Consider the following 16,962-nt stretch of genomic DNA (forward strand, 5'->3'; position numbering starts at 1 on the left):
CGCAACTGATACAAATCTGAAGGGCCGTTGTTACAGAACCGTTGCATCCCGAAGGCGCTAAACCTTGGGGAATCACATGAAAAAATCCGTTCTGCTGAGTGGCGCCGCCTGCGCGCTCACCGCCGGGCCCGCACTGGCCGACATGAATTTCAACCGGATCGCGTCCTTTCCGGTCACGGCCAACTTCGACGGGGCGGTGCCGGAAGAAACCTCTGCCGAGATCATCGATGCCACCGCCGATGGCATGGTGCTGGTCTACACCGACAGTCCGGCGGGGGTGCTCGGGGCGATCGACATCACCGACCCGGCGAACCCGCAGCCCCTGGGCACCATGGCGATGGATGGCGAGCCGACGGCCGTGTCGATCATCGGCACAACGGCGTTCGTGGGGATCAACACCTCCGAGAGCTACACCGAGCCGTCGGGCATGGTGAAGGCCATCGACGTGACGAGCATGACCGAACTGGCCCGTTGCGACCTCGGCGGGCAGCCCGACAGCACCGGGAAGGCGCCGGACGGGTCGTTCATCGCCGTGGCCATCGAGAACGAGCGTGACGAGGACCTGGGAGAGGGCCGCGTACCGCAGATGCCGGCGGGCGACCTGGTCATGATCGACGTTGTCGATGGCAGCCTCGATTGTGGCAGCCTGATCCGCGCGGACCTCACGGGGCTTGCGGATGTGGCGGGAGAGGACCCGGAGCCGGAATTCGTGGATATCAACGGGCTCGGCGAGACGGTCGTGACCCTGCAGGAGAACAACCATATCGTCGTGGTTGCGCGGGACGGGTCGATCGTCTCGCATTTCTCCGCCGGGTCGGTGGATCTGGACGGGATCGACGCCACGGATGAACGCGGCGCGCTGATCTTCACCGAGAGCCAGCCGGACCGGGTGCGGGAGCCCGACGGGGTGCAGTGGATCGATGATACCCATTTCGCCATCGCCAATGAGGGCGACATGGATGGCGGGGCGCGGGGGATGACGATCTTCGCCAAGGATGGCACCGAGCTGTTCGAAACCGGCGCGTCCTTCGAGCATGCCATTGTGCAGATCGGGCATTACCCGGACCGGCGCTGGGATGCCAAGGGGGTTGAGCCAGAGGGAATAGAATTCGGGGTATTCGACGGCACGCCGTTCGTCTTTGTCATGGCGGAGCGGGCCTCGGTCGTGGGGGTCTATGACGTGAGCGACCCGGCGGCACCGGTGCTCAAGCAGCTTCTGCCTTCCGGCATCTCTCCGGAAGGGGCGGTGGCGATCCCGTCCCGGGGCCTGCTGGCCACGGCCAACGAGTATGACGGGCTCGAGGACGGCGCGGCGCGTGCCCATGTGATGCTCTACGAATACCAGGAAGCCCCTGCGGCCTATCCGCAGCTGACCTCTGAAGGCGCGGGAGAACTCATCGGTTGGGGGGCGATCTCGGGCATGGTCGCCGGGGAAGGCAGCACGATCTACGCGGTGAATGACAGCTTCTATGGCTTCCAGCCGACGATCTACACCATCGACGCCTCTACCACCCCGGCGCGGATCACCGCCGCGACGCCGGTCACTCGCGCGGGCCGTCCGGCACAGAAGCTCGACCTCGAAGGTATCACGCTGGACGGCGCAGGCGGCTTCTGGGTCGCCTCCGAAGGGCGCACGGACCGTGTTGTGCCCCATGCGCTCTACCACGTCTCCGCCCAGGGCGAGATCCAGGCGGAAATCGGTCTTCCGCCGGAGCTGATGGCGGTGGAGCGGCGCTTTGGCTTCGAGGGCATCACCAAGGTTGGAGATACCCTGTGGATGGCCGTGCAGCGGGAGTGGGCGGACGATCCCGAGCACCACGCCAAGCTGGTGTCCTACAACCTGGAGACCGAGGAATGGGGCGCGGTGCTTTATCCCAAGGCAGCGCCGGAGACGGGCTGGGTCGGCCTGTCGGAGATCAGCGCCCATGGCGATCACGTCTATATCGTGGAGCGGGACAACCGGCACGGGCTGGAGGCAGTCACCAAACGGGTCTACCGCGTGCCGCTGGCCGAGATGGTGCCCGCCACGCTGGACGGAGACGATATGCCCACCGTGTCCAAGGAACTGATGCGCGACCTGCTGCCGGATCTGACTGCGACGGGTGGTTACGTGCTCGACAAGGTCGAGGGGCTCGCGATCCTGCAAACCGGAGAGATCTTCGTGTCCACCGATAATGACGGGGTCGAGGATCATTCCGGGGAGACGATGTTTTTCTCCATCGGTACCGCGCCTTAGGCCCGGTTTCCATCAATGGATCGACCCGTCAGGGCCCACCCTCCTGTGGGCCCTGTCTGTTCTGGGGTTCAGCGACTCGGTTTCCCGCAGCCGCCTTGGGCGAATGCCGTTCTGATGAGCGGTTGAGTGCGAAAACCTCCTCCTTAACCCGAGTCAAAGCCAGATATTTTCATTTTGCAAAAGCTGGTTGTCCCTGAATTCATTGCGATAAAATGCGCCAGTGGATGAAAGGGTGTAAATGTGTAAATCAAAACTTACAGATTGCAATGTCTATCAACTATGACATACTGCGAAGGTCGATTGGCCGCATGCTTGGCCAGTCGTGGGACGATCCGGTTCTGAACCCAGACCTCGGCACCAGTGAGTCCCCCTCGGAAACTGAATAACGGAGGAGATCAGCATGGCTGATGACACCGATAAGGTCTGGCCGACAGGTCTGACACTCGAAGAAGCCGAAGAAGTGCATAGCTATCTCATCGATGGTACGCGCGTTTTCGGTGTGATCGCGCTGCTTGCGCATTTTCTCGTGGCGGCCGCCACGCCCTGGCTCGGATAAGGGGGTCACGTCATGAACAATGCAAAGATGTGGCTCGTCGTTCCGCCCGCCGTGGGCGTACCGGTTTTCCTCGGCGCTGTGGCTGTCGGCTCCTTCGCGGTCCATGTGGCGGTTCTGAGCAACACCTCCTGGGTGTCCGACTTCCTGTCCGGCAATGAGCTCGGCTCCGGGGATTCCGCAGCCCTGTTGCAGCAGCAAGAGGCCGCGACCGCCAAGGCGTCCTATGTTCTTCCGGATGTGAACGGAGCCCAGCAGGTTCTGATCGTCATGCCGGACGGAACGACCCGGACGGCCGTGCTGCAGGGCGAGACCCTGGCCTCCGCCTCGCCGACCGTCCCGCCGTCGTCCTACTGAAGGGGCACGGCAGAAATATCTCCGCCCCGGGTATGACCGAGCCCCGGGCGGAGACCTGACGGAGAAATTCATGTCCCTCAACCTCAAGGCACTTGCCCTGCAACGGATTGCGACCCTCGGGCCGCGTTACCTGCCGTTTGCGGATGTCGCGACGCCGGAGGTTTCCCTCAGCCGCCTTCTGCGGCTGTCATTGTTTCAAGTCACCGTGGGCATGGCGCTCGTTCTGCTGGTCGGCACCCTGAACCGGGTAATGATCGTGGAGCTTGACGTGCCGGCCACGCTGGTCGCGGGGATGCTCGCGCTCCCCTTGCTGTTCGCGCCCTTCCGCACGCTGATCGGGCATCGCTCCGACGCCCATGTCTCGGCTCTGGGCTGGCGGCGTGTGCCCTATATCTGGAAAGGCACGCTCTATCAGTTCGGCGGGTTCGCCATCATGCCCTTCGCGCTGCTTGTGCTGTCGGGCTATGGCGAGTCCGGGGACCTGCCCCGATGGATCGGGATGGCGGCCGCGGGCCTTGCCTTCCTGCTGGTCGGTGCGGGGTTGCACATGGTGCAGACCGTGGGGCTGGCGCTGGCCACGGACCTGGTGCCGGACGAGGACCATCCCAAGGTCGTGGGCCTGATGTATGTGATGCTGCTCTTCGGGATGGTGGCGAGTGCGCTGGTCTATGGCCTGCTTTTGGAGAATTACACGCCAGGCCGCCTGGTGCAGGTGATCCAGGGCAGTGCGGTGGTGACCGTTGCGCTGAACCTGACCGCCATGTGGAAGCAGGAGGCGCGCAACCGGGACCGGGCCGCCGCGCAGAAGGCCGCGCCGAGGGTCACGTTCCGCGAGGCATGGGACCGGCTGGTGGCCGTGCCGGGGACGCTGCGCCTGCTGGTGGTGATCGGGCTTGGGACCTTCGGGTTCGGCATGGCCGATGTATTGCTTGAGCCCTATGGCGGGCAGGCCCTCGGCCTGTCGGTGGCGCAGACCACGAAGCTGACCGCGCTGCTGGCCGGCGGTTCCCTGATCGGTTTTGCCATCGCCTCGCGCGTCCTGAGCCGGGGCCTGGCGCCCGATGCGCTGGCCCGGGTGGCGGCCAGCATCGGCATTCCGGGATTTGCGGCGATCATCGCCGCCTCGCAGGGCTTCGGCACAGCACTTTTCCTGACGGGGACGTTGACCACGGGGATCGGTGCGGGCCTGTTCGGCCATGCCACCCTGACCGCCACGATCCAGCGCGCACCCAAGGGCCAGATTGGCCTGGCGCTCGGCGCATGGGGCGCGGTGCAGGCGACCTGCGCCGGGATCGGCGTGGCGCTGGCCGGCATCCTGCGCGATGTGCTTGTCAATCTGCCGGGCGAGGAGGGACTTGCCGTCCACACGCCCTACAATGTTGTATTCGGAATCGAGATCCTGTTCCTGGCCTTGGCCGTGCTCGTTGCACTCCCTCTCGGAGCGCGCCTTGTACGTCGGGCCATTCAGTCCTGACCTTCGGCGTGCGAAAGCCGCGGGCAACCCGGGAGGAGAAAGACCACCATGGCAACAGTAATTTCACGGCTCTTCAGCGCCGAGGCGGGGGCCAACAAGGTCGCCAAAACGTTCGAGCGCGCGCGGTTTCCCCGGCGCGATACCCACGTGGTGCGCATGGGCGAGGATCATACGGTGGCTTCGGTGACCGACGCGATGGTGTCGCTTGGCGTCGCCGAAGAGACGGCCCGGGCCTATACCTCCAAGATGGCCGATGGCGGTGCGGTATTCGTGGTGAAGGCGACCTATAAGCCGCTGACCGCCAAGACCATCGCCCGTGAGATCCTCGATGCTGCCGATACGGTCGACATGGGGGCGGTCGAGGAAGAGAACTGGGTGAAGGACGAGATCGAGCCGATGTCTTCGGTGCTTGACGATCATCCGCTGTTCTTCACGCGGGTCCGCGAGACCCACGAGCGCAAGGGGCCGGTGACCGCCGGGATCATGCCGCTTCTGTCCAAGCGCAAACCGCATTCCAGTTCGGTGATTTCCGGGGGCAAGAAAATGTCCTTCTGGCCCATGCCACTGCTGCGCGAGGGGCTGATCACCAAGCCGCGCCTGCGCAAGGATGGGCCGGTGACCGCCCGGCTCCCCTTTCCCCTGCTGAGCGGCGGCAAGCGGGACAAATCGGTGATCCCCGGCGGCAAGCTGATCGTGGAAGAGAACCTCGGCATCCCGTCGATCATCCGGCGCTGACCGCAGCGCCATCGCGTAAAGGCCCGCTTCGGCGGGTCTTTTGCGTTCCGGGGCAGGTGTTTCGGGCGCAGGCTCCGACCTGGGGGAAGAAAACGCTTGCCAAATTCTGAATTGGTTATATTTTCTTACCAATCGAGATTGGGGAGAGCAAATCATGGAGATGCCGACACCGGATGCGGGGATCCTGGCCAAGAAGGACAGGGTCGTGGCGTTGCTGCAAGAGGTTCTGCCAGGGGAGGCGGTGATCCATGAGCCGCATGAGACCCGCGCCTATGAATGCGATGCGCTCACCGCTTACAAGTGCCCGCCGCTGGCCGCGGTCCTGCCGTCGAGCACCGAGGAGGTCGCGGCGGTCCTGAAGATATGTCATGCCGAAGGGGTGCCGGTGGTGCCGCGCGGGTCGGGCACGTCGCTTGCGGGCGGGGCCCTGCCCACCGCCGATTGCGTGATCCTCGGCGTGGCCCGGCTGAACAAGGTGCTGGAGACCGATTATGACAACCGGATCATCCGGGTGCAGTCGGGGCGCACGAATCTGAGCGTGAGCGGCGCCGTGGAGGAAGAGGATTTCTTCTATGCGCCCGACCCGTCCTCGCAGCTGGCCTGCGCCATCGCCGGCAACATCGCGATGAATTCCGGCGGGGCCCATTGCCTGAAATACGGGGTGACGACCAACAACCTGCTGGGGGTCACCATGGTGATGATGGATGGTACCGTGGTCGAGATTGGCGGTGCGCATCTGGATGCGGGGGGGCTCGACCTGCTGGGGGTGATCTGCGGCTCCGAAGGACAGTTGGGCGTGGTGACCGAGGCGACGCTGCGCATCCTGCGCAAGCCCGAAGGCGCGCGTCCGGTCCTGATCGCCTTTGACGAGAACGAGGTCGCGGGGGCCTGCGTGGCCGACATCATCAAGGCCGGCGTGCTGCCCGTGGCGATCGAGTTCATGGACAAGCTCTGCATCGAGACCTGCGAGAATTTCGCCAAGGCGGGCTACCCGGAATGCGAGGCGCTGCTGATCGTGGAGGTCGAAGGCTCCGAGGCGGAGATCGACGCGCAGCTCGGCGTGATCCTCGACATTGCGCGCAAGCACAACCCGGTGGAGCTGCGCCAGAGCCAGTCGGCCGAGGAAAGCGCCAAGATCTGGTTGGGTCGGAAATCGGCCTTCGGCGCCATCGGGCAGTTGAACGATTACATGTGCCTCGACGGCACGATCCCGGTCTCGGAACTGCCCTATGTGCTGCGCCGGATCGGGGAGATGTCCAAGGAGTACGGGTTGCAGGTGGGCAACGTGTTCCATGCGGGCGACGGCAACATGCATCCGCTGATCCTGTTCGATGCGAACAAGGAGGGGGATCTGGAACTGTGCGAGGCGTTCGGGGCGGAGATCCTGAAGCTCTGCGTGGAGGTCGGCGGCTGCCTGACCGGGGAGCATGGGGTCGGGATCGAGAAACGCGACCTGATGGGGGCCCAGTTCACGGGTGCGGACATGGAGATGCAGCTGCGGGTCAAGGACGTGTTCGATCCGGCCTGGCTGCTCAACCCGGCGAAGGTGTTTCCCCTGGCGGTGACCGAGGCGCGCCGGGGGCGTGCGGCGGCCTGAGCGGGGCATCGGGGGAGGGGGCGCCGCCCCCGCGCGCCTCGGGCGTCCCCCCGGAGTATTTTTGCAAAGATGAAGGGACGGGGTCATGCAGACACCGGGGAGCGAGGCCGAACTGGCCGAGGTGATCGCAGGTGCCGATGCGCCCTTGCGCATACGGGGCGGCGGGACGCGGCCCATCGGCAAGCCCGTGGCGGGGGAGGTTCTGTCCACGGCGGCCCTGTCGGGGATCGGGCTTTACGAGCCCGGCGCGCTGACGCTGGTGGCGCAGGCCGGCACGCCGCTGGCAGAGGTGGAGGCCGCGCTTGCGGCGGAGCGGCAGCGCCTGCCGTTTGAGCCGATGGACCACCGGGGGCTGCTGGGCAGTGCCGGGGAGCCGACCCTCGGCGGGGTCGTGGCGGGGAATGTTTCGGGCCCGCGCCGGATCCAGGCCGGGGCCTGCCGCGACAGCCTGATCGGGGTGCGCTTCGTCACGGGCGAAGGGGCGGTGGTCAAGAACGGCGGCCGGGTGATGAAAAACGTGACCGGCTATGATCTTGTGAAGCTGATGGCAGGCAGTCACGGCACCCTCGGGGTGCTGACCGAGGTCAGTTTCAAGGTGCTGCCCCAGACCGAGACCGAGGCCACGCTGACGGTCACCGGGCTGGACGATGCGACCGCGGTGGCGGCGCTGTCCAGGGCGCTGGGCGCGCCCTATGAGGTGAGCGGGGCGGCACATCTGCCGCACGGTGCGGACGGGCCGGAGACCCATGTGCGGATCGAGGGGTTCGAGACTTCGGTCACCTACCGGACAGGGAAGCTGACGGAACTTCTGGGCAAATTCGGGCCGGTGCGCGTCGAGGCCGACCCGGCGGCGAGCCGTTCGACCTGGGTCGCGATCCGCGACGTGGCGGCGTTCCATGGCACCGCGGGCGATGTCTGGCGCATCTCGGTCAAGCCGAGCGATGGGCCTGCCGTCGGGGCGGCCCTGGGCGGTGACGTGATCTATGACTGGGGCGGCGGGCTCGTCTGGGCCCATGTGGCGCCGGGCCGGGATGTGCGCGGCGCGCTGGCCGGTCTGCCGGGCGGTTTTTCCGGACACGCGACCCTGATCCGGGCCGCCGAGGCGACCCGCGCCGCCCAGCCCGTGTTCCAGCCCGAACCCGCGCCCCTCGCCGCGATCAGCGCAGGCCTGCGGGCGAAATTCGACCCCAAGGGCATCCTCAACCCCGGCCTGATGGCCTGACCGCACCGCCAGGGAGACATTCATGCAAACCCATTTCACCCCCGAGCAGCTCAAGGATCCGGCCACGGCCCGGTCCAACGAGATCCTGCGCAGCTGCGTCCATTGCGGGTTCTGCACCGCGACCTGCCCGACCTATCAGGTACTGGGCGACGAGCTCGACAGCCCGCGGGGCCGGATCTACCTGATCAAGGACATGATCGAGAACGACCGGCCCGCGGACCCGCAGACTGTCAAGCATATCGACCGCTGCCTGAGCTGCCTTGCCTGCATGACCACCTGCCCCTCGGGGGTGCATTACATGCACCTGGTCGATCACGCGCGGGAGTATATCGAGAACACCTACAAGCGGCCCCTGTACGAACGCATGTTGCGCTGGACGCTGGCGCGGATCCTGCCCTATCCGATGCGGTTCCGGGTGGCGATGCTGGGCGCGAAGATCGCGCGCCCCTTCGCGGGCCTGATCCCCGAAAAGCGCCTGCGCGCCATGGTGGAGATGGCGCCCAAGACCATCCCGCCGGTCAGCCGCAACGACGACCCGCAGGTCTTCCCGGCCATTGGCCCGCGCCGCAAGCGCGTGGCGCTGATGACCGGCTGCGCCCAGCGGGCGCTGAACACCGATATCAACGATGCCACGATCCGGGTGCTGCGGCGGCTCGGCTGCGAGGTGGTGATCGCGGAAGGGCAGGGCTGCTGCGGGGCGCTGACCCACCACATGGGCAAGACCGCCGAGAGCCATGCGACCGCGGCCCACAACATCCGCGCCTGGCACCGCGAGATGGCGGGCGAAGGCCTCGACGCCATCGTCATCAACACCTCGGGCTGCGGCACCACGGTGAAGGATTACGGCCACATGTTCCGCAACGAGGCGCTGGCCCAAGAGGCCGCCGCGGTGGCCGCCATCGCCAGGGACATCTCCGAGGTGCTGATCGACCTGGAAGTGCCCGAACAGGATCGCTTCAGCCAGGGCCTGACCGTGGCCTATCACGCGGCCTGCTCGCTCCAGCATGGCCAGCAGATCAAGACCTATCCCAAGGACTTGCTTCGGCGGGTCGGGTTCAAGGTGGTGGAGCCGGAGGACGCGCATCTGTGCTGCGGTTCGGCCGGGACCTACAACCTGATGCAACCGGACATCTCCAAGGAACTGAAGGCGCGGAAAGTCGCCACTCTGGAGGCCAAGGCGCCGGATCTGATTGCCGCGGGCAATATCGGCTGCATGATGCAGATCGGCTCTGGCACCGGCATCCCGATCGTGCATACGGTCGAGCTTATCGACTGGGCGACGGGCGGACCGAAACCTGCTGCGCTGGGTACGGTGGAGGCTGCCTGAGTTCTGCCCCATTCGGGGTGTAGGACAGCGCAACCCGACGGTCGGCAGAGGATGGAGACTGGGATGATCGGATTGCGCGCCGCGCTGCTGGTGCTGCTCGGCCTGATGGGCGGGCCGCTGGCGGCGCAGGACAAGCCTCTGGAGGCGTTGGAGACCGCCGACAAGATCCGCGCCTACCAGGCGGTGGGGCGGCTCGATATCGGCGGGCGGGGGTTCTGTACCGGCACGCTGGTCACCATGGACCTGGTGCTGACGGCGGCCCATTGCCTTTATGACAAGCGCAGCGGCGCCCGGGTGCCCGCGACCGAGATCACCTTCAAGCCGGGGCTGCGCAACGGACGGGCGGCGGCCTATCGCAGCATCCGGCGCGCCGCGGTGCATCCGGACTATACCTACGGCGACCCCGACACGATCCAGCGGGTCGCGACCGACCTCGCCATCCTGGAACTGGCCCAGCCGATCCGGCAATCCAACATCACCCCTTTGATCGTCGACCAGACGCCGTGCTGGCTGACCCAGGTGGCGCTGGTGTCCTATGCCCGCGACCGCGAGGAGGTGCCGTCGCTGCAGCAATCCTGCCGGGTGCTGGAACGCGAGGCGGCGGTGCAGGTGTTGTCCTGTGATGTGGATTTCGGCTCTTCCGGGGCACCGGTGCTGAGCTGGCTCGGCGGGGTGCCGCGGGTGGTGTCGGTGGTCTCGGCCAAGTCGATCTACAACGAGGAACGGGTGGCCCTGGCCGTGAAGGTCGAGACCGCAGTGGAGGATCTGCGCGCGCACCTGTCCGAGACCGACGGGGTGTTCAAGCGCGAGGCCCCGCCAATCCGCACCCTGACGCGAGAGCGCGCGATGGACGGGGCCGGGGCGAAATTTCTGCGCCCCTGAGCCGCGCCGGGCCCTTGAAAGCCTGAGATTCCCTTCCCACGTTCCGGATGTCGGACGCCACACGGGTCCGGCGATTTGACAGGGGTCGCCCCGGACGGGGGGCCTCGCACATCGTGAACATCGCTCAAGGAGGATGACCATGCGAACCATTGATATGTCCCCGCTTTACCGTGCCACCGTCGGTTTTGATCACTTCGCCGACCTCGTGGACCGGGTCATGCGCGCCGATGCCGGCAACCAGCCGAGCTATCCGCCTTTCAACATCGAAAAGACCGACGACGACGCCTATCGGATCTCGATCGCAGCCGCCGGGTTCGGCGAAGACGACCTGAACATCGAGGTGCGCGAGAACGCGCTGATCGTCACCGCCAAGAAGCCCGAGGATGATGCCGAGCGCACCTATCTGCACCGCGGGATCGCCACCCGCGCGTTCGAGCGGCGCTTCCACCTGGCCGACCATGTCCATGTGACCGGTGCCAGCCTCGTCAACGGGATGCTCGACATCGAGCTCAAGCGCGAGGTGCCCGAGGCGCTGAAACCCCGGCGCATTGCCATCGGCAACAGCACCCCGGCGGTCGAAGGCACCGTCGCCGCCTGAGCCGCGGCTTTTACCGACCTCGTGACGGGCGTGCGCAAGCGCGCCCGTTTTGCGTTTCGCCTTGCGCTGCCCGTCGCAGATTTGCACCCTGTGCCTTGAGGGAGGGCTGCTCATGCGACTGGAAGGAAAAACCGCGATCGTCACCGGGGGCGGGTCGGGATTCGGCGCCGGGATCGTGCGCAAATTCGCCGCTGAGGGCGCGCAGGTGATCGTGGCCGACATCAACAAGGGCGCGGCCGAGGCCGTGGCCGAAGAATATGGCGGAACGGCGGCGCAGGTCGATGTCTCTGACGCGGACAGCATGGCCGCTTTGGCCGAGGCCCACGGCGCGCCCGATATCCTCGTCAACAATGCGGGCATCACCCATCTGCCGAAACCCATGGAAGAGGTGACCGAGGAGGAGTTCGACCGCGTGCTCGCCGTCAACGCCAAGTCGGTCTATCTCAGCGCCCGGGTCTTCGTGCCCGCGATGAAGGCGCGCGGCAGCGGCGCGATCCTCAACATCGCGTCGACCGCCGGGGTCAGCCCGCGCCCGAAGCTCAACTGGTACAACGCCTCCAAGGGCTGGATGATCACCGCCACCAAGGCGATGGCGGTGGAACTGGCGCCTTTCGGCATCCGCGTCAACGCGCTCAACCCCGTGGCGGGGGAGACGCCCCTGCTCGCCTCCTTCATGGGGGAGGACACGCCGGAGATGCGCGCGAAATTCCTCGCCACGATCCCCCTGGGCCGGTTTTCGCAGCCCGAAGACCTCGGCAACGCGGCGGCCTTCCTGTGCTCGGACGAGGCCAGCATGATCACCGGGGTCGCCATGGAAGTGGACGGGGGCCGGTGCATATGACCGGCGCGCGCCAGGTCGACGTGGATATCGCGGTGTTCGCGGGGCGGTTCGACAGTCAGCCGCTGGTTTTCGCGCATCTGCTCGATGTGGCGCCGGATCTCGACCTCGGCCATGTGGAGGTGCTGCAGGATCGCGGCATCCGGCGGCGGCTGGAGGGGTTCTTTCCGCCGCAAACGGTCACCCGCCTGCTGGTGGCGCTGGACGAGGATGACACGCTGGTTCTGGTACTGCCGGAGGCCGGGTTCTTCGAGGGCAGCGCCCGCCTGAGCGCCCTCGGCCCGGCGCGGGGGCGGGTCCTGCGGGCATGAGCGCGCGGATGCGGCCCGGTCCGCGCAACTTGATCACCGATGTGGCGGGGCTGCGTGTGGGTCATGCGCAGGACGCGGGCGTGAAATCCGGGGTCACGGTGCTGACCGCGGACGCCCCCTTCACCGCCGGGGTGCATGTCATGGGCGGTGCCCCCGGCACGCGGGAGACGGACCTTCTGGCCCCGGACAAGACGGTGGAGCAGGTGGATGCGCTGGTGCTGTCGGGCGGCTCGGCCCTGGGGCTCGACGCGGCCTCGGGCGTGGCGGATGCCCTGCGCGCGGCGGGGCGCGGGTTCGACGTGGGCGGGCAGCGCGTGCCGATCGTGCCCGCTGCGATCCTCTTCGATCTGCTCAATGGCGGCGACAAGGACTGGATGGTGAACCCCTATAACTGGCTGGGGCGCGAGGCGCTGGACGCCGCAGCACCCGAGTTCGCGCTGGGCACCGTCGGGGCAGGGACCGGGGCCTTGACCGCGACGCTGAAGGGCGGGCTTGGCTCTGCCTCGGTGGTGCTGCCGGACGGGGTGTGCGTGGGCGCGCTCGTGGCCGTCAATGCGCTGGGTTCGGCGACCATGGGTCCGGGGCGGCATTTCTGGGCGGCCCCGTTCGAGATGGGTACGGAATTCGGCGGGTTGGGCATGGGCGCGGTCGATCCCGCGGCGTTGCCTGCAATCAAGGGTGGGCACAAGACCGCGACGACCATCGCCATCGTTGCCACCGACGCGGCGCTGAGCCAGGCCGACTGCACCCGCATGGCGGTGGCCGCCCATGACGGGATGGCCCGGGCGCTGGTCCCGTCGCACACGCCCATGGACGGCGATCTGGTCTTTGCGGCCTCCCACGGGGACAAGGCGGGCGATCCGCTGATGATCGGCCATGCGGCGGCCCTGTGCCTCGCCCGCGCCATCGCCCGTGGGGTGTACGCCGCGACGCCAAAGGCGGGCGACCTGCTGCCCTGCTGGTCGGACCTGCCGGGTTAGGCCAGCAGCGCGCTCGTCAGCGGGCCGTCAGGCTCTGCCAGATCGTCGATCACGTCGAAATGGTGCCGCCCCGCGGCGATGCGATGCTGCGCGCCCCAGGCCTCGGCCAGCCAGCGGGCCTGGTCGAGGAAAACCGGCCGTTCCTCGGCCCCGACCCAGACGGTGACCGGGCAATCGGGGGCGGGGGCGTGCAGAGGGCTCTCGGCCGCCGCGATTTCCGGGGTCAGGCGCAGGGTTTCGGCCATCTCGGTCCTCAACAGCGGCGCGAGATCGCTGACCGGCGAGATCGGCACGATCCGCGCCACCCGCGACAGCACCTCGGGCGCGAGCCCGGCCGCGGGCATCCGGGCCACCAGGTGCCCGCCCGCGGAATGGCCCGTCAGCCGGATCGGCCCCGCCACATGCCGCGCGGCCAACGCGATCGCGCCGCGCACCGAGGCGGTGATCTCGGGGATCGTCACCTCGGGGCAGAGCGGATAGCCGGGCATGGCCACGGCCCAGCCCCGCGCCAGCGGCCCGGCGGCAAAATGGGACCAGTCCGTGCGGTCGAACCGCCGCCAGTATCCGCCATGGACGAACACCACGAGGCCCTCGGGCGGGCCCTCGGGCAGGAACAGGTCCAGCTTCTCGCGCGGATGAGCGCCATGGGCGATCCCGATCTCGCCGCGCGCGCCCTCGCGGAATGCGGCCGCCGCCCGTGGCCAACGCTCCACATACGCGCTTGCCCCGGGGATGAAGCTCGCGTTGTCATATGCCGCCGTCCAGTCCATCCGCGCCTCTCTTGTCCTTGTCCGGTCGCCCGGTTAGCTGTGGGTGTGACACATCAGACGTGGGAGGGTCCAGAATGCTCGATACAGTGACGGAATTGCGGGAACACCTGAAGGATCCCGCGCTCCTGGCCAGCAAGGCCTATTTCGCGGGTGGCTGGACGGATGCGGACAGCGGCGCAACCTTCCCGGTGACCAACCCGGCGCGCGGCGACGTGATCGCCCATGTGCCCGATCTGGGCCGGGCCGAGACCGCCCGCGCCATCGCTGCCGCGGACGCCGCGCAGAAGCCCTGGGCCGCGCGCACCGCCAAGGACCGCGCGCAGGTGCTGCGCCGCTGGTTCGACCTGATCGTCGAGAATGCCGACGACCTGGCGCGGATCCTGACCGCCGAGATGGGCAAGCCGCTGGCCGAGGCCAAGGGCGAGGTGATGTATGGCGCGTCCTTCGTGGAATGGTTCGCCGAAGAGGCCAAGCGCGTCTATGGCGAGACCATCCCGGGTCATTTGCCGGACGCCCGCATCCAGGTGATCCGCCAGCCCATCGGCGTGGTGGGGGCCATCACCCCCTGGAACTTCCCCGTGGCCATGATCACGCGCAAGGCCGCGCCTGCGCTGGCGGCCGGCTGCGCCTTCCTGTCAAAACCGGCCGAGGACACGCCGCTCTCGGCGCTGGCGCTGGCGGTTCTGGCCGAACGGGCGGGGATCCCTGCAGGGCTCTTCGCCGTGCTGCCGAGCAGTGATTCCTCGGCCATTGGCAAGGAATTCTGCGAGAACCATACCGTGCGCAAGCTGACCTTCACCGGCTCGACCCAGGTGGGGCGCATCCTGCTGGCGCAAGCCGCCGATCAGGTGAAGAAATGCTCGATGGAGCTGGGCGGCAACGCGCCCTTCATCGTGTTCGACGATGCCGATCTCGACAAGGCGGTCGAGGGGGCGATGGCCTGCAAGTTCCGCAACGCGGGCCAGACCTGCGTCTGCGCCAACCGGATCTATGTGCAGGACGGGGTCTATGACGCCTTCGCCGAGAAGCTGGCCGCCGCGGTGGAGGAGCTGAAGGTCGGGGATGGCGCGGCCGAGGGTGTGACCATCGGCCCGCTGATCAATATGCCCGCGGTGGAGAAGGTGCAGGATCATCTCGACGACCTGCGCGCCAAGGGTGGAACGGTCGTGACCGGGGGCAAGACACATCCCCTCGGCGGCACGTTCTTCACCCCCACGGTGGTGACCGGCGTGACGCAGGAGATGAAAGTGGCGCAGGAGGAAACCTTCGGCCCGGTCGCGCCGCTCTTCCGGTTCACGGAGGAGGACGAGGTCATCGCCATGGCCAATGACACGATCTTCGGGCTCGCGGGGTATTTCTACGCCCGCGACATCGGCCGGATCACCCGTGTGTCCGAGGCGCTGGAATACGGCATCGTCGGGATCAACACCGGCATCATCTCGACCGAAGGGGCGCCCTTCGGCGGGGTCAAGCAATCGGGGCTTGGGCGCGAAGGGTCCCGCCACGGGATCGACGAGTATCTCGAGATGAAATACATCTGCCTGTCGATCTGACGGGTCGCCGCCGGGGCCAAGCCCGTTGGAACGGGCTTAAGCCGCTTGCAAGCGGCTTGGTCGAGGCGCCCTACGGCGCCTCGATGCCCGGATGTCAGGCGTGGATCGCCCCGTCGCCGCAGGCCAGGGCCGCTTCGCGCATGGCCTCGGAATAGGTCGGGTGCGCGTGGCAGGTGCGGGCCAGGTCCTCGGCCGCCGCCCCGAACTCCATCGCGACGCAGACCTCGTGGATCAGGTCGCCCGCCATGGGGCCGATCACATGGGCGCCGAGGATCCGGTCGGTCGCCTTGTCCGCCAGCAGCTTGACAAACCCGTCGGCGGCGAAATTGGCCTTCGCCCGACCGTTGCCCATGAAGGAGAACTTGCCCACCTTGTAGGCGACGCCCTCGGCCTTGAGTTGTTCCTCGGTCTTGCCGACGCTGGCGACCTCGGGATGGGTGTAGATCACCCCGGGGATCACGCCGTAATTCACATGGGGGTGCTGCCCGGCGATCATCTCGGCCACGGCCATGCCCTCGTCCTCGGCCTTGTGGGCCAACATCGGCCCCTCGATCACGTCGCCGATCGCATAGACCCCCGGCACATTCGTGCGGTAGCTGCCGTCGGTGGCGATCTGCCCCCGCTCGGTCATCTTCACCCCCAAGGCGTCGAGCCCGAGCCCCTCGGTGAACGGTTTACGCCCGGTGGAGACGAGCACCACGTCGGCTTCCAGGCTGTCCTCGCTGTCATCCTTGCGCATCTTGTAGGTGACGGTCGCCTTGCTCTTGGTTGCGGCGACTTTCTGCACGGCAGCGCCGGTGATGAATTTCAGCCCCTGCTTGGTGAGGATCTTCTGGAACTGGCGGGCAACCTCGAGGTCCTGGCCCGGGGTGATCCCGTCCATGAACTCGATCACCGAGACCTCGGTGCCGAGCCGCGCATAGACCGAGCCAAGCTCCAGCCCGATCACGCCGCCGCCGACCACGACCATGCGCTTGGGGATCTTGCCCAACTCCAGCGCGCCGGTGGAGGTAACGACGACCTTTTCGTCGATCTCGACCTCGGCGCCGGGGATCGAGGCAGGCTCGGAGCCAGACGCAATGATGATGTGCTTGGCCTCGTGGATCTCGTCGCCGACCTTGACCTTGCCTGCCTCCGGGATCGAGGCCCAGCCCTTCAGCCAGTCGACCTTGTTCTTCTTGAACAGGAACTCGATGCCCTTGGTGTTCTGGCCGATCACGTCGTCCTTGTAGGCCAGCATGGTTTTCCAGTCGATTTTCGGCGCGGGCACCTTGATGCCCATCTTCTCGAAATTGTGCTCGGCCTCGTGGACCTGGTGGGAAGCATGGAGCAGCGCCTTGGACGGGATGCAGCCTACGTTCAGGCAGGTGCCGCCCAGGGTGTCGCGCCCTTCCACGCAGGCGGTCTTGAGGCCCAGCTGCGCGCAGCGGATCGCGCCGACATAGCCTCCGGGGCCGGAGCCGATGATGATAACGTCATAGCTTGCCATGGTGAGGTCCTTTCATGGGGCGGGCGGGGTCGAGGGGGCG

The 16,962-nt window shown here is 67.0% G+C and carries 16 protein-coding genes; 14 read left to right on the forward strand and 2 right to left on the reverse strand.

Translation table 11 applies throughout. The features are described 5' to 3' along the window. The first annotated feature begins 76 nt into the window (after positions 1–76). From PVW48_RS09220 to PVW48_RS09280, 13 genes are all read left to right on the forward strand, one after another. Positions 77–2,236 carry an esterase-like activity of phytase family protein gene (locus tag PVW48_RS09220; protein ID WP_274581123.1) on the forward strand — a complete coding sequence of 720 codons (2,160 nt, stop codon included), beginning with the start codon at positions 77–79 and terminating at the stop codon, positions 2,234–2,236. A gap of 400 nt (positions 2,237–2,636) precedes the next feature. Beyond that, positions 2,637–2,792, forward strand: coding sequence for a light-harvesting antenna LH1, beta subunit (gene pufB, locus PVW48_RS09225; RefSeq protein WP_012179561.1), 156 nt, complete (start codon positions 2,637–2,639; stop codon positions 2,790–2,792). A 12-nt stretch (positions 2,793–2,804) separates the two neighbouring features. Continuing rightward, positions 2,805–3,146: a light-harvesting protein gene (locus PVW48_RS09230; RefSeq protein WP_012179560.1), complete on the forward strand. Its 342-nt coding sequence runs from the start codon at positions 2,805–2,807 to the stop codon at positions 3,144–3,146. Positions 3,147–3,216: 70 nt separating this feature from the next. Then, a complete protein-coding gene (locus tag PVW48_RS09235; protein WP_274581124.1) occupies positions 3,217–4,620 on the forward strand; it encodes a PucC family protein in 1,404 nt (467 codons plus the stop codon). Positions 4,621–4,668: 48 nt separating this feature from the next. Continuing rightward, the gene (locus PVW48_RS09240; RefSeq protein ID WP_012179558.1) at positions 4,669–5,355 is read left to right on the forward strand and encodes a hypothetical protein; all 687 of its coding nucleotides are present in this window, start codon (positions 4,669–4,671) and stop codon (positions 5,353–5,355) included. A gap of 154 nt (positions 5,356–5,509) precedes the next feature. Further along, positions 5,510–6,952 carry an FAD-linked oxidase C-terminal domain-containing protein gene (locus PVW48_RS09245; RefSeq protein ID WP_274581125.1) on the forward strand — a complete coding sequence of 481 codons (1,443 nt, stop codon included), beginning with the start codon at positions 5,510–5,512 and terminating at the stop codon, positions 6,950–6,952. Between the two features lie 85 nt (positions 6,953–7,037). Further along, on the forward strand, positions 7,038–8,174 hold the full coding sequence (locus tag PVW48_RS09250; protein WP_274581126.1) for an FAD-binding protein: 1,137 nt from the start codon (positions 7,038–7,040) through the stop codon (positions 8,172–8,174). Positions 8,175–8,196: 22 nt separating this feature from the next. Continuing rightward, positions 8,197–9,501, forward strand: a complete 1,305-nt coding sequence (glcF, locus tag PVW48_RS09255) for a glycolate oxidase subunit GlcF (RefSeq protein ID WP_274581127.1) — start codon at positions 8,197–8,199, stop codon at positions 9,499–9,501. 63 nt (positions 9,502–9,564) lie between these two features. Beyond that, complete coding sequence (locus tag PVW48_RS09260) at positions 9,565–10,383, forward strand: trypsin-like serine peptidase (RefSeq protein ID WP_274581128.1); 819 nt, start codon at positions 9,565–9,567, stop codon at positions 10,381–10,383. A 139-nt stretch (positions 10,384–10,522) separates the two neighbouring features. Next, positions 10,523–10,981, forward strand: coding sequence for an Hsp20 family protein (locus tag PVW48_RS09265; RefSeq protein WP_012179553.1), 459 nt, complete (start codon positions 10,523–10,525; stop codon positions 10,979–10,981). Positions 10,982–11,093: 112 nt separating this feature from the next. Continuing rightward, complete coding sequence (locus tag PVW48_RS09270; protein WP_012179552.1) at positions 11,094–11,822, forward strand: glucose 1-dehydrogenase; 729 nt, start codon at positions 11,094–11,096, stop codon at positions 11,820–11,822. Next, the gene (locus PVW48_RS09275) at positions 11,819–12,130 is read left to right on the forward strand and encodes a hypothetical protein (RefSeq protein ID WP_274581129.1); all 312 of its coding nucleotides are present in this window, start codon (positions 11,819–11,821) and stop codon (positions 12,128–12,130) included. The genes PVW48_RS09270 and PVW48_RS09275 overlap by 4 nt, the downstream gene beginning before the upstream one ends. Positions 12,131–12,138: 8 nt before the next feature. Then, complete coding sequence (locus tag PVW48_RS09280; protein WP_274581249.1) at positions 12,139–13,110, forward strand: P1 family peptidase; 972 nt, start codon at positions 12,139–12,141, stop codon at positions 13,108–13,110. Here PVW48_RS09280 and PVW48_RS09285 read toward each other — a convergent pair. Next, positions 13,107–13,880: an alpha/beta hydrolase gene (locus PVW48_RS09285; protein ID WP_274581130.1), complete on the reverse strand. Its 774-nt coding sequence runs from the start codon at positions 13,878–13,880 to the stop codon at positions 13,107–13,109. The two genes, PVW48_RS09280 and PVW48_RS09285, sit on opposite strands and share 4 nt — an antisense overlap. Before the next feature lie 74 nt (positions 13,881–13,954). Between PVW48_RS09285 and PVW48_RS09290 the strand changes: the two genes are divergently transcribed. Beyond that, complete coding sequence (locus tag PVW48_RS09290) at positions 13,955–15,433, forward strand: NAD-dependent succinate-semialdehyde dehydrogenase (RefSeq protein ID WP_274581131.1); 1,479 nt, start codon at positions 13,955–13,957, stop codon at positions 15,431–15,433. 94 nt (positions 15,434–15,527) lie between these two features. Here the strand turns inward: PVW48_RS09290 and lpdA are convergent, their stop codons facing one another. Next, positions 15,528–16,922 carry a dihydrolipoyl dehydrogenase gene (lpdA, locus tag PVW48_RS09295; RefSeq protein WP_274581132.1) on the reverse strand — a complete coding sequence of 465 codons (1,395 nt, stop codon included), beginning with the start codon at positions 16,920–16,922 and terminating at the stop codon, positions 15,528–15,530. Between the last annotated feature and the right edge of the window lie 40 nt (positions 16,923–16,962).

Origin of the sequence: Dinoroseobacter sp. PD6 (assembly GCF_028807315.1) — a bacterium.
GTDB classification, from domain to species: domain Bacteria; phylum Pseudomonadota; class Alphaproteobacteria; order Rhodobacterales; family Rhodobacteraceae; genus Dinoroseobacter; species Dinoroseobacter shibae.

Excerpts from the sequence above, each read along its gene's own strand:
- PVW48_RS09220 (WP_274581123.1), top strand. The coding sequence starts at position 77 with ATGAAAAAATCCGTTCTGCTGAGTGGCGCCGCCTGCGCGCTCACCGCC.
- pufB (WP_012179561.1), top strand. The coding sequence starts at position 2,637 with ATGGCTGATGACACCGATAAGGTCTGGCCGACAGGTCTGACACTCGAA.
- PVW48_RS09230 (WP_012179560.1), top strand. The coding sequence starts at position 2,805 with ATGAACAATGCAAAGATGTGGCTCGTCGTTCCGCCCGCCGTGGGCGTA.
- PVW48_RS09235 (WP_274581124.1), top strand. The coding sequence starts at position 3,217 with ATGTCCCTCAACCTCAAGGCACTTGCCCTGCAACGGATTGCGACCCTC.
- PVW48_RS09240 (WP_012179558.1), top strand. The coding sequence starts at position 4,669 with ATGGCAACAGTAATTTCACGGCTCTTCAGCGCCGAGGCGGGGGCCAAC.
- PVW48_RS09245 (WP_274581125.1), top strand. The coding sequence starts at position 5,510 with ATGGAGATGCCGACACCGGATGCGGGGATCCTGGCCAAGAAGGACAGG.
- PVW48_RS09250 (WP_274581126.1), top strand. The coding sequence starts at position 7,038 with ATGCAGACACCGGGGAGCGAGGCCGAACTGGCCGAGGTGATCGCAGGT.
- glcF (WP_274581127.1), top strand. The coding sequence starts at position 8,197 with ATGCAAACCCATTTCACCCCCGAGCAGCTCAAGGATCCGGCCACGGCC.
- PVW48_RS09260 (WP_274581128.1), top strand. The coding sequence starts at position 9,565 with ATGATCGGATTGCGCGCCGCGCTGCTGGTGCTGCTCGGCCTGATGGGC.
- PVW48_RS09265 (WP_012179553.1), top strand. The coding sequence starts at position 10,523 with ATGCGAACCATTGATATGTCCCCGCTTTACCGTGCCACCGTCGGTTTT.
- PVW48_RS09270 (WP_012179552.1), top strand. The coding sequence starts at position 11,094 with ATGCGACTGGAAGGAAAAACCGCGATCGTCACCGGGGGCGGGTCGGGA.
- PVW48_RS09275 (WP_274581129.1), top strand. The coding sequence starts at position 11,819 with ATGACCGGCGCGCGCCAGGTCGACGTGGATATCGCGGTGTTCGCGGGG.
- PVW48_RS09280 (WP_274581249.1), top strand. The coding sequence starts at position 12,139 with ATGCGGCCCGGTCCGCGCAACTTGATCACCGATGTGGCGGGGCTGCGT.
- PVW48_RS09285 (WP_274581130.1), bottom strand. The coding sequence starts at position 13,880 with ATGGACTGGACGGCGGCATATGACAACGCGAGCTTCATCCCCGGGGCA.
- PVW48_RS09290 (WP_274581131.1), top strand. The coding sequence starts at position 13,955 with ATGCTCGATACAGTGACGGAATTGCGGGAACACCTGAAGGATCCCGCG.
- lpdA (WP_274581132.1), bottom strand. The coding sequence starts at position 16,922 with ATGGCAAGCTATGACGTTATCATCATCGGCTCCGGCCCCGGAGGCTAT.